Genomic DNA, 21,576 nt, shown 5'->3' on the forward strand with positions numbered 1-21,576 from the left:
CGTCACTGCGATCCGGCCGCCACCAGCGTCGCGGTGATGGGTTCGAGCCGGGTGGCCAGTTCGTCCAGTTCGGCGGGGGACAGGGCGTCGTACGGCGGGGCGGCGAGTTCGTCGGTAAGGGCTTCGATGCGTTGCTTGGTCTCGCGCCCGGCGTCGGTGAAGTGGCCTTCGGTGTCGACGAGTCCGCGCTCGCGCAGGCCGTCCATGACCGCGGCCAGCCGCTTCTTCGGCAGGTGATGAATGCGCCCGAACGACTCAGGCGGGAAAATGCCCTGGTCCAGCGCGGAGAGCACGTGGGACTCCGTGCCACCGATGCGCGCGCCGACGAGAGCGGCGACGTGCCCGTCGCCGCGGTGCTCGCGCAGCATGGTCGCGGAATGCCACAGGCGGGCGACCGGATCGCTCGGCACCGGAAGAGTGCGCATCCCGGCGTACATCACCCGGCCTTCCGTGGGCGCGGTCGTCGCGGCCTTGGTGGTCAGGTCGGCGGCCCGCAGGAGGCCCGGGGAGCCGACCAGCTCCTCGCCGAGGATCCGCCGCAACGAGGCCGCGCTGCCCCGCTCCCGAGCGGCCACGGACGCCTCGGGCGGGATCGTCTCCCACGCGCTCGGGATGTGCCGCGCGACCTCCCCGTCGGCGAAGCTGTAGAACGCCGCGTGCACGACCTGCGCCGGCACCCGCCCCAGCGGCGCGGCACGGCTGGCGAAGTACCCGTCCCAGTAGGTGCGGTGGCCGAGCCCGGCCAGCTCCTCGTTGCACTCGTCGGCGAAGTACGTGACCAGGCAGATCGGTTCAAGGAGCTCGTACATGCGGCGGGCGATGTGAGTCATGGCCCACATCATGCCTGCGGTGACGCTTCGTGGAGCGGTACGGGCCGCCGGATCAGCCACTGGACCCTGGGGACGGGCCCGCCCCCTCCCAAGCTACGAACTGGCACCTATCGTCGCCGTATCGAAAACCGCATACGGGCGGGCAACACCGCGCTGCCTTGGATGACGGCATGTCCAACAGCGAATCAGCCCGAACAGCCCGCCAGACCCGGTGGTACCCCAGATGCGTCAACGCGCCGTCCGGGAACGCCGACGCGGGGACGGCGGGCCGGTGAGTCGAACCACGATCCACCGAGTGGCCGGGGGCGGGGGCGGGGGCGGGGGCGGGGGCCTGACCGTCGTGCCGATCAGCGCCGCCGAGCACTTGGCGTTCGTGCGGACACAGCGGTCGGTCAGCTTCCTGCAGACCCCGGCATGGGCCCGCGTCAAGACCGAATGGCGCGGCGAGTCCCTCGGCTGGTTCGACGGTCGTCAACTGGTCGGGGCCGGGCTCGTCCTGCACCGGCCGGTGCCGCGACTCGAGCGCTTCACGCTGGCCTATCTCCCCGAGGGCCCGGTCATCGACTGGACCGGCGAGATCGACGTATGGCTCGACCCGTTGGCGGCCCATCTCAAGGCACAGGGCGCGTTCGCGATCCGGCTGGGTCCGCCGGTGCGCACGGACACCTGGAGCGCGGCACAGGTGAAGGAAGGGATCGCCGAGCCGGGCATCAAGCGCCTCACCGACCTGTCCGGGCAGTGGACCCATCCGGTCGGCGCCCGGGTGACCGGGCGGCTCAGGGACGCCGGCTGGCTGCCGCAGAGTCCCGAGAACGGCTTCGGAGTCGGGCATCCGCAGTTCAAGTACGAGATTCCGCTGGCCGACAGGACCGAGGACGAGCTGCTCAGGGGCATGAACCAGCTCTGGCGCCGCAACATCAAGAAGGCGGCCAAGGAGGGGGTCGAGGTCACGGTCGGCGGGGACTTGAAGGTGTTCCACGACCTCTACGTCCACACCGCCGAACGCGACCACTTCACACCCAGGCCGCTGCGCTACTTCGAGACCATGTTCACGGCCCTGAACGCGGAGGACCCTGAGCGGATCAGGCTCTACCTGGCCCGTCACCAGGGCGATGTGGTCGCCGCCACCATCCTGGTCCGAGTCGGCGCCCACGCGTGGTACTCCTACGGGGCCTCATCGACCCGCAAGCGCGAGGTGCGCGGCTCCAACGCCTGCCAGTGGGCGATGATCCGCGACTCGCTGGCGTCCGGATGCGACGTCTATGACCTGCGCGGCATCACACCCACCCTCGACCCCGACGATCCGCACGTGGGACTGATCCAGTTCAAGGTCGGCACCGGCGGTCAGGCGGTGAGGTACGTCGGCGAATGGGACCTGCCGCTGCGGCCGTTGGTCTACCGCGCCTTCGACCTGTACATCAAGCGGCGCGGGCGATGAGCGGGGGCCCGCCACCCGTGGCCTGCGACCGAGCGCCACGCCCGAGCATGGCGCGTGGCGCCGCACTTGCTGATGGGTGTGTCGGCCCCTTCGGTGCGACCCGGCCCAACTACGTGAGTGCGGCGGCCACTTCGTCGAGGCGCGCCCCTCGGGACGCCTTGACGAGCACGACATCGTCGGCGGCCAGGTGGTTGCGCAGCCAGTGGACGGCGGCGCCGTTGTCGGCCAGCGCCACCGCCCGGTCGCCCGCGCCCTCGGCGATCCGGAGGGCGGCCTTGCCAACCGTGACCACCACATCGGCCCGGGCGGCGGCGTACTCCCCGACGGCTCGGTGCCAGACCTCGCTGTCGTCGCCCAGCTCGAGCATCTCGCCGAGCACGGCGATGTGGCGCCTGCCCTCGATCGCGGCCAGGGCGTCCAGGGCCGCACGGGTCGAATCGGGGTTGGCGTTGTAGGAGTCGTTGAGCAGAATCGCACCGCTCGCGAGGTCGCGCGGCTCCATACGCCACCGCGACAGTGAGGCGGTGGCGAGCATCGCCGCGGCCGTGTCGAGGGGTACGCCGGCCACCAGCCCCGCGGCCACGGCAGCCGACGCGTTGAGCGCCTGGTGGGCGCCGACGTGCGGGAGCGAGACGGGAGCCGAGGCATCGGCGGTCCGCAGGGTGAAGGACGGCCGACCGAGCCGGTCCAGAGCCAGGCCGAGCGCCCGTACATCGGCGTGCTCCGTCCGACCGAAGGTCAGCACCGGACGGTCGGTGAGCGAGCGCATCGCGGCCACCCGGGGATCGTCGGCGTTGAGGACGGCGGTGCCGCCGGGCGCCAACCCTTGGACGAGCTCGCCCTTGGCCTTGGCGATGGCCTCGCGAGACCCGAACTCGCCGAGATGGGCCTGGCCGACGTTGAGGACGACGGCGATGTCGGGCGCGACCAGGCCGGTGAGTTCGGAGATGTCCCCGAGGTGACGGGCTCCCATCTCCAGGGCGAGGAACCGGGTGGTCGCCTCGGTGCGCAGCATCGTAAGCGGTACACCCAGCTCGTTGTTGAAGGAGCCGAACGTGGCGATCGTCTGCCCCGCGCTCGACAGCACGGCCGCCAGGAGGTCTTTGGTACTGGTCTTGCCCTGTGAGCCGGTCACCCCGAAGACGGTCAGCCTGTCGCGCAGCCTGCCCACGACGTGGACGGCGAGTGCCTGCAGCGCGGCCTGGGTGTCCTCGGCGACGACGGTGGGCAACGGCGTGGGCCGGGACCCGAGGACGGCCGCGGCACCCGCCTGGCCTGCTTGTTCGGCGTAGGCATGGCCGTCGACGTGCTCGCCTGCGAAGGCCAGGAAGAGGCTGCCCTGTTGTGCACGTCGGCTGTCGAGCACAGCGGGCGCGGTCACCGTCACCGAACCGTCGCCCGAGACCGTCCCGCCGACGACCGCGGCGATCTCACCGACGCTGAGCGGGATCATGCCGAGGCCTCGTGGGCTCGAGAGAACGGGTGCGGGAAAAGCGGAATGTGATGAACGGTCAATGCGGCCATGTGCTCGACGCTACCGGCCTGTTGCATATCGCCGGCGTATCGAAAACCGCATACGCCCCGGCAACACCGCGTCATCTTGACTGTCGGCATGACCCACAGCGAATCAGCCCGAAAGGCGGCCGGCCGCCCCCGATCTCCGGCGACTTCGCCCTCGTCGTCGGGACCGGCAACGGGTATCACCGTCTACGGATGTGAGCCGGACGAGGCCGCCCTGTTCCGGGAGAAGGCATTCCGCTTCGGTGTCACCACGACCATAACGGAGGCGGCGGTGTCCGAGGCCAATGCCGACCTGGCCTCGGGGAATCGGTGCGTCAGCGTAGGCCATAAGACCCGGGTCACCAATTCCGCACTTCTCGCCCTCAGCCGAGTCGGCGTCACGTACGTCTCCACGCGGAGCATCGGCTGCAACCACATCGACGTGGAATACGCGGCAAGCCTCGGCATCTCGGTCGAAAATGTCACCTACTCGCCCGACAGCGTGGCCGACTACACGTTGATGGTGATGCTGATGGCGGTACGGAACGCGAAAACGACCGTCCGCCGCTCCGATCGCCACGACTACCGGCTGAGCGAGACGCGCGGGAAGGAACTGCGCGACCTGACCATCGGAGTCGTCGGAACAGGGCGGATCGGCACAGCGGTGGTGGAAAGGCTACGGGGTTTCGGCGGTCGAATACTGGCCCATGATCGCAACCCCAAGACGTCTTCCGACTACGTCTCGCTCGACGACTTGCTGCGCCTGAGTGACATCGTCACGCTCCACCCGCCCCTCACCGCGGAGACGCATCATCTCCTCGACCGTCAACGGATCGAGGGGATGAAGCCCGGCGCCTTCATCGTCAATACCGGACGCGGATCCCTGATCGACACCGAGGCCCTCGTTTCGGCGTTGGAAGGCGGTCGGCTGGGCGGCGCGGCGCTGGATGTCATCGAAGGAGAAGAAGGAATCTTCTATGCCGACTGCCGCAACAAGCACATCAAGAGCAAGGCGTTGGTGCGGCTGCAAGAGATGCCGAACGTGCTCATCACCCCGCACACCGCGTATTACACCGATCACGCCCTGATCGACACGGTCGAGAACTCGATCACCAACTGCCTGACATTCGAAAGAAGGAATCAGCGTGGCTAGGTTGAAGGTCGGCATCATTTTCGGTGGCTGCTCCGAGGAACACCCCGTCTCCGTCAAGTCCGCGCGGGAGGTCGCGCAAAATCTGGACGTCGAGAAGTACGAGCCGTTCTTCGTCGGGATCACGAAGGGCGGTGACTGGAGGCTCTGCAACGGGCCCGACACGGACTGGGAGAGGGGCGACCACCGCCCGGCCGTGCTGTCACCCGACCGCGGCGACCGCGGACTGCTCGTCCTGGACCAGGGGCGATACGAGACGATCACTCTGGACGTCGTGCTGCCGGTGCTGCACGGCAAGCTCGGCGAGGACGGTGCGATCCAGGGTCTCCTCGAACTCTCCGGCATTCCGTACGTCGGCTGTGACATCCAGAGTTCCGCGCTGTGCATGGACAAGTCCCTCGCCTACCTCGTCGCCTCAAGCGCGGGAATCCGCACGCCGAGCCACTGGACCGTCACCGCGGGGGAACACATCGATCCCGACCGGATCAGCTGGCCCGTCTTCGTGAAGCCGGCCCGTTCGGGGCCCTCCTTCGGCGTCACCAAAGTGTCCCGGAGAGAGGAACTCCTGAGTGCGGTGGAAACCGCCCGGCAGTACGACTCGAAGGTGCTGATCGAAGAGGTCGTCGTCGGCAGCGAGATCGGATGCGCCGTTCTCGGGAACGAGAAGGGCCTGATCACCGGTCAGGTGGACCACATCGCCCTCTCCCACGGCTTCTTCAGGATCCATCAGGAGGACCAGCCCGAGACCGGATCCGACAACTCCGTTGCGATTGTTCCCGCCGACATCCCGGAAGAGTCGCGATCCCTCGTCACGGAGCAGGCGAAGGCTCTCTACCGAGCCCTGGGGTGCCGGGGACTGGCGCGGGTGGACATGTTCCTCAGGGAGGACGGCGAAGTAGTCCTCAACGAGGTCAACACGTTCCCCGGCATGACCTCGTACAGCCGCTATCCGAGGATGATGGCCGCCGCGGATCTTCCGCTCACCGAAGTGATCGACCGGCTGGTGTCCCTGGCACTGCCGGGGGAGCCGCGATGAACGAGGACTTCGCCTTCGTGGACGAGCTCGTACCCGGAATACGCTGGGACGCCAAGTACGCCACCTGGGACAACTTCACCGGCAAACCGGTCGACGGCTATCTGGCGAATCGCATCGTCGGCACGAAGGTCCTGTGCGCGGCACTGGAAAAGGCGCGGGACAAGGCCGCATCCCTCGGTTTCGGCCTGCTGCTCTGGGACGGTTACCGTCCCCAACGCGCTGTGGACTGTTTCGTGCGCTGGTCGCAACAGCCGGAGGACGGCCGGACCAAGCCACGGCACTATCCGGACATCAACAGGTCCGACATGTTCGAAAGGGGATACGTGGCCGCCCTGTCCGGCCACAGTCGGGGCAGCACCGTCGACATGACCCTGTATCACCTGGACACCGGCGAACTCGCCCCCATGGGGGGTGGACACGACCTGATGGATTCCCGCTCCCATCACGGAGCGACGGAAATCGAGCCAGTCGAAGGGCGAAACCGTGAACACCTGCGTTCCCTCATGGAGGACTGCGGGTTCAGCTCGTACGCCTGCGAATGGTGGCATTACACACTGAAAGGCGAACCTTACCCGGACACCTACTTCGACTTTCCCATCACGTAGAGCTCGTAAGACGATCTTGTTGAAGTACTCTGGTCGGGCGTGACCGATGTGACGATTCGGCCGTGGGGGAGGGTGTGGGTACTCGGCCGTGGATCGTGGATCACGACTTGTGGGCGTTGATCGAGCCGCTGCTGCCGCCCTGGCCGGAGCGGGTGCCGGGGCCGCGGCCGGTGGTGGACCGGCTGTGTATGCCGGGCATCCTGTACGTCCCCTGCAACGAGATAGCTTGGCGAGCTGAGCGCGGTCGGCGAACTCGACTGGTCGCGCGCGTGCGTGGACGGCTCCCACATCCGCGCGAAAAAGGGGGAGCCGACGCCGGTACCCCGTTCAAGGTCATCACCACCGCGGCGAACGTCCATGACGTCACCTAGGCCCTTGCCCTCGGCGACGGCATTCCGCCCGTGGCCCGCCGGCCGGCCGGCGGGCCGCCCGCGCCGCAGCCCCGACTGATATGCCGTGCCGAACGAGGATGATGGAGCCCGGTGCGGCGCACCATATCCCCCCAAGCTGAAAAGCCGCAGCCGGACCGCTCCGCGGTCAGGGCTGGTCGTACCAGGCAAACGCTGCGATCCGCCAGCCCTCGGAGGTGCGGACGAACTGGATGGTCTTGGTCCCGTTTCCCTCGAACGGCTCACCATCCAAGATCCCGGACTTGCGGTACTCGCTGAACCGCGACGCGATATCGCCCGTGATCTCTGTCCGTTCAGAGGTCTCCCACTCGGAGAACTCGACCAGCCGACCGTCGGTCAGCAGCCGCTGGCGAGGCTCGATGAACTCGTCCACGGTGTAGACCGTGAACTCCGGGCCGGTCTTGACGATCACGCCACCCGGAAGAACCAGCCGGTGGATCCGGGCCACGTCGGCAGCCTTGCCACCCCGGTTGTCAAAGGCATCGAAGAACTCGGCGGTCACGACGTCTATCTCGATCTTGGACATGGCGCGACAGTAACAGCGAAGGGGCGCCGGACATCGTCGGTCTCCGCTGGCTGCGGAAGGTCGTCGAGGCAGACCGTCGCGCGCCGGTTCAAGCGCCTCGCAGTCCGCTGGCAGACGGTCGACCTCCACAACGCCATAGTCCCCCTGGCCTGCGGACTGACGACTCAACAGCCTTTCACCATGGTCGTGTTACGAGCTCGTACTACTCGAGCCGTAGATCCCTACGGTCGTGGCGTCGATCGGCCGAGTCGCATGGCCGGGCCCGTCCTATCCCTGTGTGGCGGTCCTTCCGAGCCATGGCCGCAGGCCCCGCTGCGCGACCTGAAGGACCTCGTCCGGGGACCGCTCGTCAGCTCGTTCGATCACAACGAGACCCCAGCCGTTCCGGCGGACTGCGCCAAGTGTCACTGCACGCTCGCGCAGCAGGTACGTCACGGCCGAGGCGACGTCAGTCACCGGAGGGCGTACCTCGTAACCGGCGAGTTTCCCGACGTACCAGTCCAGCCACTGCTTGCCTTCCCGCGTCGCAGCCCGGGACAGTGCGGACTCGGCATTCCCGTCGAGAAAGACCATGACCGGCCGGACCCGTGCGAGAACCTCGGTGAGGTCAGTCATGAAGGCGTCGATCGACTCTTCGCCGTGCCCCATGGACAGCAGCGTCGGCACGAAGGGCATCAGCGCATCCGTGATCACCACGTCATCGCCGCTCGCCACAACCGCATCGACGAACCTCGCAGTCGCCGCGATCAGTGTCCCCGGCTCGACCCTGCCTGTCGCCTTGAACTCCTGGGCCACCGCAGCGAACTGCGGTCGGGTCAGGACCTCCTCCTCGCGGAAGTGATCCACCCGCAGTTTCGAACCAGACAGCCATTGGGACAGTCCGGCACACAGCGTCGACTTGCCCACTCCGGGGGATGCTCCCCACACCGTGATCAGAACCGTCATGTCTGCCGAGCCTAGGATCCACAGACATCGGAGCGCGGCTGAACAACGCGAGCGTCTATCGGCTGACCAATATCGGACAGCCTTCGCGTGCCAATGCTGTGGGCCCGGCAGTTGCGACTCATCCGCCCCGACAGCCTCGTTCGCGAGGTCTCCTGCGGCAACAGCACCAGCCCGCACCTTGGCTGCGCGCAGCCGGACGCCGTGGTCGCGCGGCCGCTGAGGTCCGGTCCGTGGCCGCCCGGGTCAGTTCCTGCCGGACAGCGGGTCAATACGTTTTCTCCCACCCCGTGAAGCGGGAGAACGAGGAGGCAGACCCGTGAAGGAAAGCCAGTTGGACACGTGCGTCATCGGGGCGGGACCTGCCGGTCTGGCGGTTGCCAGGGCCCTGGTGGAGCGGCATCTGCCGTACACGCATCTTGAGCGGCACACCGGGCCCGGCGGTATCTGGGACATCGACAGCCCCGGCAGCCCGATGTACGAGTCAGCTCACTTCATTTCGAGCAGGACCCTGTCGGGATTCGGCGGTTTCCCGATGCCCGACCACTTCGCGGACTATCCGCCCCACCGGCAGGTCCTGTCCTACCTGCGGTCCTTCGCCGACGCCTACGGGCTGAGGGACCGCATCGAGTTCGGCGTCGAGGTCGAGAACGTCGAGAAGAACGCGGACGGCACGTGGACGGTCACCAGGTCCGACGGGCAGGAAAGCGTGCACGGCCAGGTCGTCGTGTGTACGGGCTCGCAGTGGCACCCCAACATCCCTGAACTGCCGGGTGAGTTCAGTGGGGAGGTCCGGCACACCGTCGGTTACCGCAGCGCGGAGGAGCTGCGGGGCAAGCGGGTCCTGGTGGTGGGTGCGGGGAACTCCGGGTGCGACATCGCGTGCGACGCGGCCCGGAGCGCGGACCACGCGGTGATCAGCATGCGGCGTGGGTACTGGTTCATCCCCAAGCACCTTTTCGGCCGGCCCGTGGACACCATCGCCAACAGCGGGCCGCACCTGCCGATGTGGCTGGCGCAGCGCGTCTTCGGTGCCCTCCTGCGGATCATCAACGGCGACCCGACGCGGCTGGGGCTGCCGAAGCCCGACCACAAGCTGTTCGAGACCCATCCGGCCATCAACTCGATGCTGATCCACCACCTCCAGCACGGCGACATCACGGCCAAGCCCGGGATCGCCCGCACCGAGGGCCGGACCGTGCACTTCACCGACGGAACGAGCGACGACTTCGATCTCATCCTCCTGGCCACCGGCTACGTCCACAAGGTGCCGGTCGCGCAGCGGTACTTCGGCGTCGAGCAGCACCCCGACCTGTACCTGTCGTCGTTCTCGCGCGAGCACGAGGGCCTGTTCGGCATCGGCTTCGTCGAGACCAACGCCGGTGCGTACCAGCTCTTCGACATGCAGGCGCAGTTGATCGCCGGATACCTCCATGACGTACAGCACCAGCGGCCGAACGCGGAGAGGTTCGCCCAGAGGATCCGTGCCGACCGGCCGGATCTGTCGGGCGGGCTGAAGTTCGTCGACTCGCCCCGCCACACCGGGTACGTCGACAGCGGGGCCTTCGTGAAGTACCTGCGCAAGGTCGCGGGGGAGATGGGCTGGCGCACCGAGGGCCGGCCGCCGTCCGTGCGATCCCTTCGACCCGCGGAGGCGACGGCGTGAGTGGGTTCGACTTCACCGACAAGGTCATCCTGGTGACCGGCGGCGCGGGCGGCATCGGCAGCGCGCTGTGCCGCCGCTTCGCCTCCGGCGGCGCCCGCTGCGTCGTCGTCGACATCGACGGGGTTCGCGCCAAGAAGATCGCCGCGGACCTTCCGGGCACCGGGCACACGGGCATCGGCTGCGACCTGACGGACCGCGCCCAGGTGGAGCGGTTGTTCGACGTGGTCGCCGATGACCACGGTCGCCTCGACGTACTCGTCAACAACGTGGGCATGACCAGCGCGGAACGCTTCGACGTCCGCAGCGTCGAGAGCATCGAGCGGGAGATCGCCCTCAACCTGACCTCACCGCTGGTCGCGACCCGGATCGCCATTCCCCTTCTCATGGCTTCCCGCGACCCGAGGGTGGTCACCACGGTCTCCCTCGGCGGGATCTTCCCGCTGGGCGAGACCCCGATCTACACGGCTTCCAAGTTCGGGCTGCGTGGCGCGATGTTGGCCATCGGGCTCGACCTGAGGAGCAAGGGCATTCTGGCCGGGTCCGTGCTCCCGTCGGCGACCGACACCCGGATGCTGCGCCAGGAGGCCGTGGACGGCGGGAACTCCATGCAGTTCCAGGACCGGCCCCAGCGGCCCGCCGACGTCGTCTCGGCGGTGGTGAGCCTGCTGGACAAGCCCCGACTGGAGGCCTACCCCCGGGCCGGCGAGTCCCGTCTGGTGCGGTTCGCGATGCTCGTACCGAACCTGCTGCCCCGGCTCTTCCCGCTGTTCCGAAAGCGCGGTGACCGCGGCATGGCCCGCTATCTGGAGGAACTCCGCCGCCGCGGACTGGCCCGCCGGACCGACGGGCGCTGGGAACTGGTGGAGGAGGCATGACCACGAACGAGACGCTGCACGTCGTCAACCCCGCCACCGGTGAGCCGATCATCACCCTGCCGGCCGCGAGCGCCGACGACGTCGCCAAGGCCGTCGAGCGGGCCCGCCAGGTCCACGACGCCGGGGTGTGGTCGCGGCTGCCGGTCCGCGAGCGAAGCGCGGTGCTGCTGCGGCTGGCCGAGCTCATGGAACGCGACGCGGAGATCCTCGCCCGGCTGGACAGCGAGGACGCGGGCAAGCCGATCACGGAGTGCCGTACGGGCGACGTACCGGGCGCGATCGAGTCGATCCGCTGGTTCGCCGAGGCGGCCGACAAGGTCTTCGGCCGCATCGCGCCGAGCGGGCCCGACGGTCTCGGTCTCATGAGCCGCGAACCGGTCGGGGTCGTCGCGGCGATCCTGCCGTGGAACTACCCGCTCGCCATGACCGCGTGGAAGGTCGGACCGGCCCTGGCCGCCGGCAACTGTCTGCTGGTCAAACCCGCCGAGGCGACCCCACGCTCGGCCCTGCACCTGGCGACGCTCGCAGCCGAGGCCGGCCTGCCCGACGGAGTGCTCACGGTACTTCCGGGCTACGGCCGGGAAGCCGGGGCGGCCCTCGCCCGTCACCCCCTCGTGGGGGCGCTCTCCTTCACCGGGTCCACCGCGACCGGCCGCCGCATCCTCAAGGACGCCGCCGAGAGCAACTTCAAGCGCGTCGCGCTGGAGATGGGCGGCAAGAGCCCCCAGGTGCTGATGGCCGACGCGCTCTCCTACGGCGACGAGCTCATCGACAACATGATCGAGGCCGCGTTCCTGACCATGGGACAGAACTGCACGGCCGGCTCCAGGGTTCTGGCCCACCGCTGTATCGCCGAGGAGGTCCTGGAGCGGTTGACGGCAGCCGCGGGAAAGCTCGTCATCGGCGATCCGGCCGACCCGCGCACCCAGATGGGGCCGCTCATCAACCACGCCGCCTTCGACCGGGTAGCGGGAGCCGTGGAGGCCGCCCGGGCCGGCGGAGCCCGGATCCACACCGGAGGACTGCCTCACGGGCTGCCTGCGCGAGGCGCCTATTACCCGCCGACCGTGATCACCCGAGCCCCGGAGGGCAGCGACGTCCTCACCAAGGAGTTGTTCGGTCCGGTCGTCACCGTCCAGACCTTCAGCTCCGAGGACGAAGCGGTACGTCTGGCCAACGCCACCGAGTACGGTCTCGCCGCGTCCGTATGGACCCGCGACCTCGACAGCGCGTTTCGGCTGGCACGAGGCATCGAGGCCGGCGTGGTCTCCGTGAACGCCTACAGCGAGGGCGACATCACCACCCCCTTCGGCGGCTGGAAGCAGTCCGGATTCGGGGGAGTGGAGAAGTCCACCAACGCCTTCGAACAGTGGACCCGGGAGAAGACGATCTGGATCCGCACCCGCTGACCTCAGCCTCGAAGGCGATCCGTACGCATCCGCTCCCGCAGCTGGACCGGCGAGATACCGTGCCAGCGGCGTACCGCGCGACGCAGCGCCCGTTCGTCGGAGAAACCCGCCTGGCGGGCGATGTCGCGCAGGGTCAGTTCTGGGCGGAGCAACAGCTGCTCGACACGTTCCCGGCGCACTCCCTCGGCGAGTGCCTCGTACGTCGTGCCGCAGTCGGCAAGCCGGCGGCGCAGCGTCCGCTCGCTCGTCGCATGCCGCCGCGCCTGCTCGCCGAACGACGGCACCACCGGCAGGCCCTGCGCGACGGAGATCTCGAGCACCTCCAGCAGATCCTGCTGGTCACGGCGGGAAGCCATCTGCGCGTCGAGCGCCTCCAGCGTCGACGCGTAGCTCACCGGATCCCGGCCGGGCATCCGGACACGGGCCCACGCGGGGTCGATGACCATGCGGTTCGTGGGGGCGCCGAAGCGGACCGGACAGCGGAACAGAGCGTCGTAGAGGTCGCGTTGGCGCGGTCGCGGAAAAGAGAACTCCACTGCCCTCGGCGCGAAGGCCGGGTCGACGGCGAGCCGGGACAAGGTGACCACGGAGGCGAACGCCTCCTCGCTCAGGAAGGCGGCCACCGCCGGGTCCATGGCGGGATCGGGAAGGTCGGCGCGCAGCACGAAGGCGTCGTCCTCCTCGCCCGCACCGGCCGACCACACCACCATCGCCCCGGACAGGTTCTGGTACTTCACCCCGGTTTCGATGGCGTGCCGCAGCGTGTCGTCGGCCATCAGAGCGAAGCCGAGCAGGCCCCACGCGGTCAGGTGCTGCGCCGCGCCGACCTTCAGCCCCAGGTGCTGGTCCCTGGTGAGCTCCAGCGCACGACGGATCACCGCACTGCCCTGCCGGTACGACACCCGCAGCGCGGCGGAGCGCATGACTGTCTCGTCCAGTGCCATCTGCTTCAGCAGCGGCCGCAGATCGACACCGCGCTGCTCGGCCACCACGACGAGATACCGCAGGATGTTCGGCTGGATCGTCGCCGACGTGCTGCGGCTGGTCCCGGGAGGGTCTGCCGGACCGGGGGCAAGGGACATCGCGCTCACCTTCTGCTCGAACGATCACCGTAGAGGCATCGGGCGTCACCGGTCTCCGCTGTGGCCCCCGAAGTCCCCTGTACGGCCTCTGGCGTCCTGAGCCTGCCTGCCGCGCCTGCATACGGTTCGGTAACCCGCACGGAAATGAGGGCGCGACGACATGATGTCCTTCAATGCTCCAGCCCGAGCGGGGGCCGGGCATCCGGTCTCCAGGTCGGGCGCCCGCAAGGCCGCGACCCTCGCGTTCGCAGCGCAAGGGGTCTGTGTCGCTGCCGTCTACACGACCGTTCCCGCTGTCACGGAACACCTGAGACTGCCTCCGCTCCTGACGACCACCCTGATGGTCGCGGTGGCGCTGATGGCAGGGGGCGGCAGCTTCCTGGGTCTGGCCGCGATCCGCCGCGCCGGTCCTCTCGCCACGATGCGCGGGGCCGTGCTGACGGCCGTCGCCGCGCTGGTGCTGATCGGGTGGGCCCCGGGCGAGGCGACCGCCATCGGCGCGTACATCCTCTTCGGGCTGGCTGTCGGTGCCCTCGATGTCGGGGTCAACACCCAGGCGGCGGCGATCGAACGCGCCTACGGCCGCAGCGTCTTCGGCTCCTTCTACACGGCATGGAGCGTGGGCGGTGTGGTCGCGGCCCTGCTCACTGCCGGTGCCGCCCGACTGGACTGGCCCGTAGCCACCGGCCTCAGTGTTCAGGCAGGGATCGTGCTGCTCCTCGCCATCTGTTTGCGGGCGTACGCCCTGCCCGACTCCTCCGGGAGGTCGTCGGACGCCGTAGCGCAGCCGCCGCTGGGGCGTCACCTGTGGATCCGGCTCGTCCCGTTCGGCCTGGCCCTCCTCGTCGTCTACGTCGTCGACTCCACCGTCTCGGCGTGGTCGGCCGTCTACCTACGCCAGACCCTCGCCGCGTCCCTCACGGTCGCGCCGCTGGCGTACGCGGCCTACCAGGCCGGAACTGTCGTCGGCCGCGCCGCCACCGATCGGCTCGTGCAACGGTTCGGAGCGGTCGCCGTCGTCCGCGCCGCGGCCCTGCTGGCCGCGGGCGCCCTGACAGCCATGGCCGCCGCACGGGGCTGGCCGGTCGCCGTTCTCGCAGCCGGGACGGTGGGTCTGGGGGCGTCCGTCCTGGCTCCGCTGTGTCTGGCCTCCGCGGCGCGGCTGCGTCCCGCAGCCTCGGAGGCGGTCCTGGCGCGGCTGAACCTCTTCAACTACGTCGGCGTCATCACCGGTGGCGCAGTGGGCGGACTCCTCGGGTCCACCGGCCAGTTCCGTCTCGCCTACGCGGCACCGGCCGCGCTGGCGGTCCTTCTCCTGGCAGCTGCCCGACACTTCACCCAGCAGCGTCCGGGCTTGGCCGTCGACGACGAAGGGACACGACGGTGCCGAACCGCATGACCCCCGTCCTGCCGCGTCCTGCAGCCGTCATTGCTGGTTGAGGCCGCCGAGGCAGGCGTACTTGAACAGGGTCATGTCGCCGGGGCCGCTCGACGTTGGCCACCGCCAGCTCCGGGGCGCCGGTCTGGGGCAGGAGGTTGCGTCTGAACTCCCAGGTGTCCAGGTCGTACGAGCGGCGGAGACACCTCTGAGATCACGCCGCCGGGTCGTCTCAAGACGGTGAAGTCCGCCCCCCGCCCGTTTCGGCAAGGCCGCGCAGGGCGCCGACCATCAGGCCCTCTACCTGGTCCGGGGCCGTAGGCACGAGACGGCCGCCGCCACCCGGTCGAGGCATGGGAGGGGGCGACCGGGTGGCGGCGGGGCTGAGGGGGAGCGGGTGAGGTCAGTCGTCGATCGCTCGGGTCGGGTTGTCGGACAGACTGCCGGCGAGCCACTGCTCCACGGCCGTGATGTGGACGGTCGCCGCGGCGGCGGCGAGCAGGGCATCGCGTGACTCCAGCGCGCTGAGGATCTGTTCGTGGTCCTCGTGGGCGCTGTTCAGGGCGTCACCGGTCTGGCTGCCGCGGACGATACGGACACGCTGGGTGCGGGTGGACAGCACTTGCAGCAGCATCGACAGCACCGGATTTCCGACCGCTTCGACGATTCTGAGGTGGAAGGCGATGTCGTGGGCGACGAACTCCTCCACGGTGGCCACGGTCCGGGACCGCTTGAGGATGTTGCGCAGTTCCTGGAGGTCCTCCGGCTTCAGCAGCGCGGCGGCCAGCCCCGTCGCCTGCGGTTCGAGCAGTCGGCGTATCTGGAGCAACTGCAGAGCCGTGTGGCCCTGGGAGACGTCGGCGGCGAAGGAGAGGCTCTCCAGCAGGAGATGGGGCTCCAGACTGGAGACGTACGTGCCGTCTCCCTGCCGGGTGATCAGGATCCGCATGGCCGTCAGCGCCCGGACCGCCTCGCGCAGGGAGTTGCGGGACAGGCCGAGCTGTCCGGCGAGGACCTCCTCCTTGGGCAGCCGTGAACCGGGCGCGAGTTCACCGGCGACGATCATCGCCTTGATCTTGTCGATCGCCTCGTCCGTCAGTGCCACGAGAGTGCCTCTCTGTCCGAGGGGGGATGCGCCGGCCGGTGGTTCCGCCGGCCCGGCCCGGGCCGGCGGAACCGCGTGCGGTACGGGTTATTCCTGCTTCTCGCCGGAGGCGAACCGGGAGATGATCAAGGCGATGATGATGATGGCTCCGTTGAGGAACTGGTTCCACAGCGGAGGTACGCCCGCCAGGGTCATGACGTTCACGACCAGCTGGAGGGTGAGGACGCCGGTGAGGGCGCCGAACACGGAGCCCTTGCCGCCGTTGAGGCTGACTCCGCCGATGACGGTCGCGGCGAAGACCTGGAAGATCCAGCCGCTGCCCTGGGTGGCGGAGATGGAGCCGTAATGGCCGCTGTAGAGGATTCCGGCGAACGCGGCGAGGACGCTGCCGAGGATGAGCACGATCCACACGATGCGGTCGACGCGAATGCCCGCGGTACGGGCCGCCTCCGCGTTGCCGCCGATCGCGTACAGCGCCCGGCCGTGCCGGAGCCAGGCCAGCGCACTGCCGCCGAGGGCGAAGAGGAGCGCGCACACCCAGATGGCGGCGGGCGCACCCAGCCAGGACGCTCTGCCCAGGTAGGTGAAGGAGGAGGGCAGCTCGACGATCGACTGGCCCTCGGAGAGGGCGACCTGGAGGCCGCGGAGCATGGTCAGGGCGCCGAGGGTGACGATGAAGCCGTTGAGGCGCAGCTTGAGGATGAGGAAGCCGTTGACGGCGCCGATCACCGCGCCGACCAGGAGGCACAGGGGGACGGCCGTCCACTCGGGAAAGAGGCCGAGCCCGTTGAACCGGCCGCCGCTGGTCGGCAGGACGAGCCACACGGCGATGACGGGGGCCACGCCGATGGTGGACTCGAGGGACAGGTCCATCCGCCCTGAGATCAGGATGAAGGTCGTGGCGAGCACCAGCAGGCTCAGCTCTGTGGACTGCTGGGCCACCCCGATGAGGTTGTCGGCGGTGAGGAAGGCCGGCGAGACGATGAACCCGATCAGGCCCAGGACGAGGATCGCCGGGACCAGGGACAGTTCACGGAAGCGCCCGAGGTCGACCCGGCGGCGCGTGGTGTCCGGGGCGGCCGGCTCGGCCTTGCTCACTGCGGGTTCGGTGAGATCTGTGGTGGCGGACATGACTACCTTCCGTGCTCGTCTGCGCCGGTTGAGGCGGGTACGGCGGATACGGGAGACGCGGTGACGGGGGCCCTGTCGCCGCTGACGCCCTCGATGGCGGCGACGACGACCTCGTCCTTCCAGCCGCGGTCGAACTCGGCGACCACGCGCCCGTGGAACATGACGACGACGCGGTCGCAGACCTTCAGGTCGTCCAGCTCGTCGGAGACGATCAGCGCGGCCTTGCCGCCGTCCGCGACCTGCCGGATGCGGCCCAGGAGGAACTCCTTGGACTTGACGTCCACTCCGTTGGTGGGACGGATGGCCACCAGGACGTGCGGATCGGTGGCCAGGGCACGGGCGACGACGACCTTCTGCTGGTTGCCGCCCGAGAGGGCGGAGACCGGGGTGGCGGCTCCCGGGGTCTTGATGTCGAGGTCCCGGATCATGCGCCCGGCGAACGCCTTGGTGCGGGCCGGCAGCACCGTGCCGAACGGACCGAGCTGATCGGTGACCGTGAGCGTCGCGTTCTCCGCCACGCTGCGGTTGTTCACCAGGCCCTGGAGGTGGCGGTCCTCGGGGACCAGACCGACTCCGGCGGTGAGCGCGGATGGCACACTGCCGGTGCGCACGTTCCGGCCGCCGACCGTGATCCGGCCGTCCTTGGTGCGGTGCAGGCCGGCGATCGCCTCACCCACCTGCACATTGCCGCTGGCGGTGGCGCCGGCGAGCCCGACGACCTCACCGGCGCGCACTGAGAGGGAGATGTCCTCGCAGACGCCGGGCAGGGTCAGGCCGTCGATCGCCAGCAGTTCCGTGGAGCCGGATCGCGAGGCCGGGAGCCCGCCGACGGCGGCGGCGACCGTGGAGGCGGACTCGCCGGTCATCGCCTCCACCAGTGCGTGGTGGCCGAGTCCGGCGACGGGTGCGGTGAGGATGTGGCCCGCGTCGCGGTAGACCGTGACCGTGGTGCAGAGGTCGTACACCTCTTGCAGATGGTGCGAGATGAAGAGGAAGGCGACGCCCTGGCGCTGGAGGTCGCGGAGCTTTTCGAAGAGCCGGTCGATGCCGCGGGCGTCGAGCTTCGCGGTCGGCTCGTCGAGGATGATGAAGCGCGCGCCGAACGACAGGGCCCGTGCGATCTCCACGAACTGCCGCTGCTCGACGGTGAGGTCCTTGGCCCGGGCGGTGGGGTTGACGGCCACGCCGTACTCGCCGAGCAGTTCCTCGGCACGCCGGCGCAGCTGCTTCCAGCGGATGGGCTGCACCGACCCGGCGCTCTGCCGGTTCAGGAAGAGGTTCTCGGCGACGGTCAGGTCCCCGATGATGGTGGAACGCTGATAGACGCAGGCCACGCGGGAGCGCCAGGCGTCGATGTCACCGAAGGCGGGCGCCGGCTCACCGGAGAAACGCAGGGTTCCGGTGTCGGGCTGCTGGAGGCCGGTGAGGATGGACACCAGCGTCGACTTGCCGGCGCCGTTGCGTCCGACCAGGGCGTGCGACTCGCCCGGGGCGACGGTGATGCGGGCTTCGCGCAGTGCGACGGTCGCGCCGAATCGTTTGCTGATGCCGGTCGCCTCGGCCACCGGGGCCGGGGTGCCGGGGCCGGTCGCCGGGGCGGTCGCGGTGTCCGCCATGGTGGATACCGTCCTTTGTGTACGGAGGCTGGGGCCGGGGGCGCGGGCCTGCACCCGGGCCTGCGGGGTGGGGTGGGGTGGGCGTCGGTGGACGGGGGAGGCTTTGCTCACTGCCCACCGACGCGATGGATGGAACCGACGGTCGATCAGCCGACGTTGTTGCCCCACAGGGTCTTGTCGTCGACGTTGTCCTTGGTGACCAGGGGCGCGGGCAGCTGGTCCTCCAAGCCGTTGGGGAGCTTGATGATGGTGGAGTCGTGGTCGGTCTTGCCCGGCTGGAACGTCTTGCCCTCGGCGGCGGCCTTGGCGTAGTACAGCGCGTACTTGGCGTAGAGGTCGGCGGGCTGGGAGATGGTGGCGTCGATCTGGCCCTTGCGGATGGCGTCGAACTCCTGCGGGATGCCGTCGTTGGAGACGATGCTGATGTGGCCCTTGGCCCCGGCGGGCTTGAGCAGGCCCTTCTGCTCCAGCAGGGCGAGGGTCGGCTGCAGGAAGACGCCGCCGGCCTGCATGTAGATGCCGTTCAGGTCCGAGTGCTGGGCGAGCAGGCTCTGCAGCTTGGCGGAGGCCACGTCGCCCTTCCAGTCGGTGGGCAGCTCGAACACCTTGATCTTCGGGAACTTCGTCTTCATGCACTCCGCGAACGCCTCGGAACGGTCGCGTCCGTTGATCGAGTCCAGGGCGCCCTGCAACTCGGCGACCTTGCCCTTGCCCCCCAGCTGCTTGCCGAGGAACTCGCAGGCCTTGGTGCCGTAGGCCCGGTTGTCGGCACGGACCACCATGTAGACATCGCCCTTGTCGGGTCTCGTGTCGACGCTGACCACGGGGATCTTCTTCGACGCGAGGGTGTCGAGGGTGGAGGCGATGGCGCCGGTGTCCTGCGGGGCCATGACGACGGCCTTGGCACCGGTGTTCTGGAACACCTGCACGTTGGCGACCAGCTTGGTGACGTCGTTCTGCGAGTTGCTGATCGGCAGGGCCTTGATGCCGTCGGTCTTGATGTCCTTGTCGATGTACTGCGCGTAGGAGTTCCAGAAGTCGGAGTCGGAGCGCGGCAGGTCGATGCCGATGGCGGGCTTGTCGCCGCCCGAGGCGACCGAGGCGGTGCTCTCGCGGTTGCACGCGGTGGCGAGGGTCAGCACCGCGAGGACGGTGGCGGCTGCGGCGGTGGAGCGGGTGTGAGCGAGCTTCATGGCCGTGTTCTCTCCTTAGCCAGGGGCACTGGGCCGCAGGGCGACGGTGGGAGGGGGTGTACCTGCCTGGGGGGAGAGGCGAGGTCGTCGTACGGACAGTGCCGATCCGGCGCGGAAGACGCGCGGATCGTGCCTGAAAGGGGCGGGGTGAGGGTCAATCGGAGGCCGAGGTGCGAAGGCGTGGCGACCGGCCGGATGCCGGTCGAAACGGGCGCACTGGAAGGTGCGACCATTCCTCCGATGTATCTCGGACGACGAGGACGTTACGACGACGTTGCCGCCGTTGACAAGAGCTCACAGCCAGAGATTTACGGACAGCCCGCGCGGCGGGTCGAGGCGCCCTTCCGGCCTCCTGGCACCGCGTGGGTTCCGATCTGGCCTGCGTGTTCGCCGGCCGAGCGGATGGGGGCACCCGCGCCGCGGCAGCTCACGGTTTGGCAACGGGAGGCGCACCCGGGTGTCGCGTCCCTGCGCGGCGGCCCGTCCGTATGCCATCTGGACGCGCTCTCACCAGGGGAAGCGGGCCCGTCACACATCTTTCGATTCATCGGAGGGCAGGTCGCCGGCCAAGTGCTTGGTCGTGGGCGAGAGGGAAAGATCCACCCCTTTGAGTGGCTTGACTGGCGGCAGAGAGCAAATACATCCGAGGAATCCATTGCCAGGCGCGATCTCCGCACTTTAAGGTCACCGTGCCGTCATTCATCCGATGACTGGCGATGTGCCGGTGGAGGCTCTTCCGAGGCCTCCCGTCCGGTCGCATCGCAGGCGGCCCGGCCCCACGGCCGACCACCTCTCAGACGAAAACCCGCATGGCAAGGGAGCTCCCCAGTGAAACTGCTACGAGTCGGCGCCCCCGGTGAGGAGCGGCCGGCGGTCCGTACCGACGACGGCCGGCTGCTGGACCTGTCCTCCCTGACCCCGGACATCGACGGCGTCTTCCTCGCTTCCGGGGGAGTCGACCGGGCCCGCGCGGCCGCCGCGACGGGGGACTTGCCCGAGCTCGACCCGGACGGCCTGCGGATCGGCGCCCCCGTCACACGCCCCGGCAAGGTCATCTGCGTCGGACTGAACTACCGCGATCACGCCGCCGAGACCGGCGCGGCCATTCCTCAGCGCCCGGTGGTCTTCATGAAGGACCCGGGCACGGTCGTCGGCCCGTACGACGAGGTACTGATACCGCGGGGGTCGGTGAAGACCGACTGGGAGGTCGAACTCGCCGTCGTCATCGGACAGCGGGCCCGCTACCTCGACGGACCCGAGGCCGCCCGGGACGTGATCGCCGGATACGCGATCAGCCATGATGTCTCGGAGCGCGAGTTCCAGCTGGAGTACTCCCCGCAGTGGGACCTGGGCAAGTCCTGCGAGACCTTCAACCCGCTCGGCCCGTGGCTGGTCACAGCGGACGAGGTCGGCGACCCGCAGAACCTCGGCCTGCACCTGAGCGTCAACGGCGTGAAGCGGCAGGACGGCCACACCAGCGACATGATCTTCCGGATCGACCACATCGTGTCCTACCTCAGCCAGTACATGGTTCTGGAACCCGGCGACGTGATCAACACCGGTACGCCCGCGGGCGTCGCCCTGGGCCTTCCCGGCACCCCCTTCCTGCGCTCCGGCGACACCGTCGAGCTCTCCGTCGACGGTCTCGGCAGCCAGCGCCAGACCTTCGCCCAAGCGTGAAAGG

Annotated in this window: 18 protein-coding genes; 9 read left to right on the forward strand and 9 right to left on the reverse strand. The window is 69.0% G+C overall.

Translation table 11 applies throughout. The features are described from left to right. Positions 1-2: 2 nt before the first annotated feature. Positions 3-830, reverse strand: a complete 828-nt coding sequence (locus D1369_RS40135; protein WP_037902914.1) for a hypothetical protein — start codon at positions 828-830, stop codon at positions 3-5. A gap of 331 nt (positions 831-1,161) precedes the next feature. Between D1369_RS40135 and D1369_RS40140 the strand changes: the two genes are divergently transcribed. Then, positions 1,162-2,268 (forward strand): peptidoglycan bridge formation glycyltransferase FemA/FemB family protein, encoded by a 1,107-nt coding sequence (locus D1369_RS40140; protein WP_037902910.1) that lies wholly within the window; start codon positions 1,162-1,164, stop codon positions 2,266-2,268. Positions 2,269-2,377: 109 nt separating this feature from the next. Here D1369_RS40140 and murF read toward each other — a convergent pair whose 3' ends face one another. Next, positions 2,378-3,721, reverse strand: a complete 1,344-nt coding sequence (murF, locus tag D1369_RS40145) for a UDP-N-acetylmuramoyl-tripeptide--D-alanyl-D-alanine ligase (RefSeq protein ID WP_007379514.1) — start codon at positions 3,719-3,721, stop codon at positions 2,378-2,380. 159 nt (positions 3,722-3,880) lie between these two features. On the opposite strand from murF, the gene vanH reads away from it, so the two are divergent. Genes vanH through vanX form a run of 3 tightly spaced genes read left to right on the forward strand, consistent with a single transcriptional unit; the run spans position 3,881 to position 6,559 of the window. Continuing rightward, positions 3,881-4,921, forward strand: coding sequence for a D-lactate dehydrogenase VanH (gene vanH / locus D1369_RS40150; protein ID WP_082319344.1), 1,041 nt, complete (start codon positions 3,881-3,883; stop codon positions 4,919-4,921). Further along, on the forward strand, positions 4,914-5,954 hold the full coding sequence (vanA, locus tag D1369_RS40155) for a D-alanine--(R)-lactate ligase (protein WP_007379512.1): 1,041 nt from the start codon (positions 4,914-4,916) through the stop codon (positions 5,952-5,954). The genes vanH and vanA overlap by 8 nt, the downstream gene beginning before the upstream one ends. After that, positions 5,951-6,559, forward strand: coding sequence for a D-Ala-D-Ala dipeptidase VanX (vanX, locus tag D1369_RS40160; protein WP_007379511.1), 609 nt, complete (start codon positions 5,951-5,953; stop codon positions 6,557-6,559). The genes vanA and vanX overlap by 4 nt, the downstream gene beginning before the upstream one ends. A gap of 537 nt (positions 6,560-7,096) precedes the next feature. Here vanX and D1369_RS40170 read toward each other — a convergent pair. Then, positions 7,097-7,495 carry a nuclear transport factor 2 family protein gene (locus tag D1369_RS40170; RefSeq protein ID WP_007379509.1) on the reverse strand — a complete coding sequence of 133 codons (399 nt, stop codon included), beginning with the start codon at positions 7,493-7,495 and terminating at the stop codon, positions 7,097-7,099. A gap of 267 nt (positions 7,496-7,762) precedes the next feature. Beyond that, positions 7,763-8,440 (reverse strand): hypothetical protein, encoded by a 678-nt coding sequence (locus D1369_RS40175; RefSeq protein ID WP_007379508.1) that lies wholly within the window; start codon positions 8,438-8,440, stop codon positions 7,763-7,765. Positions 8,441-8,756: 316 nt separating this feature from the next. Between D1369_RS40175 and D1369_RS40180 the strand changes: the two genes are divergently transcribed. The 3 genes from D1369_RS40180 to D1369_RS40190 are packed head-to-tail and all read left to right on the forward strand — an operon-like array spanning position 8,757 to position 12,387. Next, complete coding sequence (locus D1369_RS40180) at positions 8,757-10,103, forward strand: NAD(P)-binding domain-containing protein (protein WP_037898660.1); 1,347 nt, start codon at positions 8,757-8,759, stop codon at positions 10,101-10,103. After that, positions 10,100-10,978, forward strand: coding sequence for an SDR family oxidoreductase (locus D1369_RS40185; RefSeq protein WP_007379506.1), 879 nt, complete (start codon positions 10,100-10,102; stop codon positions 10,976-10,978). The genes D1369_RS40180 and D1369_RS40185 overlap by 4 nt, the downstream gene beginning before the upstream one ends. Next, on the forward strand, positions 10,975-12,387 hold the full coding sequence (locus tag D1369_RS40190; RefSeq protein WP_050789659.1) for an aldehyde dehydrogenase family protein: 1,413 nt from the start codon (positions 10,975-10,977) through the stop codon (positions 12,385-12,387). The genes D1369_RS40185 and D1369_RS40190 overlap by 4 nt, the downstream gene beginning before the upstream one ends. A gap of 2 nt (positions 12,388-12,389) precedes the next feature. On the opposite strand, the gene D1369_RS40195 is transcribed toward D1369_RS40190, so the two are convergent. Beyond that, positions 12,390-13,469 (reverse strand): AraC family transcriptional regulator, encoded by a 1,080-nt coding sequence (locus D1369_RS40195; protein ID WP_037898657.1) that lies wholly within the window; start codon positions 13,467-13,469, stop codon positions 12,390-12,392. 160 nt (positions 13,470-13,629) lie between these two features. On the opposite strand from D1369_RS40195, the gene D1369_RS40200 reads away from it, so the two are divergent. Beyond that, positions 13,630-14,868 carry an MFS transporter gene (locus D1369_RS40200; RefSeq protein ID WP_007379503.1) on the forward strand — a complete coding sequence of 413 codons (1,239 nt, stop codon included), beginning with the start codon at positions 13,630-13,632 and terminating at the stop codon, positions 14,866-14,868. Positions 14,869-15,250: 382 nt separating this feature from the next. Here the strand turns inward: D1369_RS40200 and D1369_RS40205 are convergent, their stop codons facing one another. The 4 genes from D1369_RS40205 to D1369_RS40220 form a co-directional block, all read right to left on the reverse strand. Then, a complete protein-coding gene (locus D1369_RS40205; protein ID WP_007379502.1) occupies positions 15,251-15,952 on the reverse strand; it encodes an FCD domain-containing protein in 702 nt (233 codons plus the stop codon). Positions 15,953-16,039: 87 nt separating this feature from the next. Beyond that, the gene (locus D1369_RS40210; protein ID WP_007379501.1) at positions 16,040-17,083 is read right to left on the reverse strand and encodes an ABC transporter permease; all 1,044 of its coding nucleotides are present in this window, start codon (positions 17,081-17,083) and stop codon (positions 16,040-16,042) included. A 2-nt stretch (positions 17,084-17,085) separates the two neighbouring features. After that, positions 17,086-18,699: a sugar ABC transporter ATP-binding protein gene (locus D1369_RS40215; protein ID WP_118083045.1), complete on the reverse strand. Its 1,614-nt coding sequence runs from the start codon at positions 18,697-18,699 to the stop codon at positions 17,086-17,088. Between the two features lie 146 nt (positions 18,700-18,845). Continuing rightward, positions 18,846-19,892 carry a sugar ABC transporter substrate-binding protein gene (locus D1369_RS40220; RefSeq protein ID WP_118083046.1) on the reverse strand — a complete coding sequence of 349 codons (1,047 nt, stop codon included), beginning with the start codon at positions 19,890-19,892 and terminating at the stop codon, positions 18,846-18,848. A gap of 828 nt (positions 19,893-20,720) precedes the next feature. Here D1369_RS40220 and D1369_RS40225 point away from each other — a divergent pair. Next, the gene (locus tag D1369_RS40225; protein WP_007379498.1) at positions 20,721-21,572 is read left to right on the forward strand and encodes a fumarylacetoacetate hydrolase family protein; all 852 of its coding nucleotides are present in this window, start codon (positions 20,721-20,723) and stop codon (positions 21,570-21,572) included. Positions 21,573-21,576: the final 4 nt, after the last annotated feature.

It is taken from the genome of Streptomyces sp. CC0208 (genome assembly GCF_003443735.1).
GTDB classification, from domain to species: Bacteria; Actinomycetota; Actinomycetes; order Streptomycetales; family Streptomycetaceae; genus Streptomyces; species Streptomyces sviceus.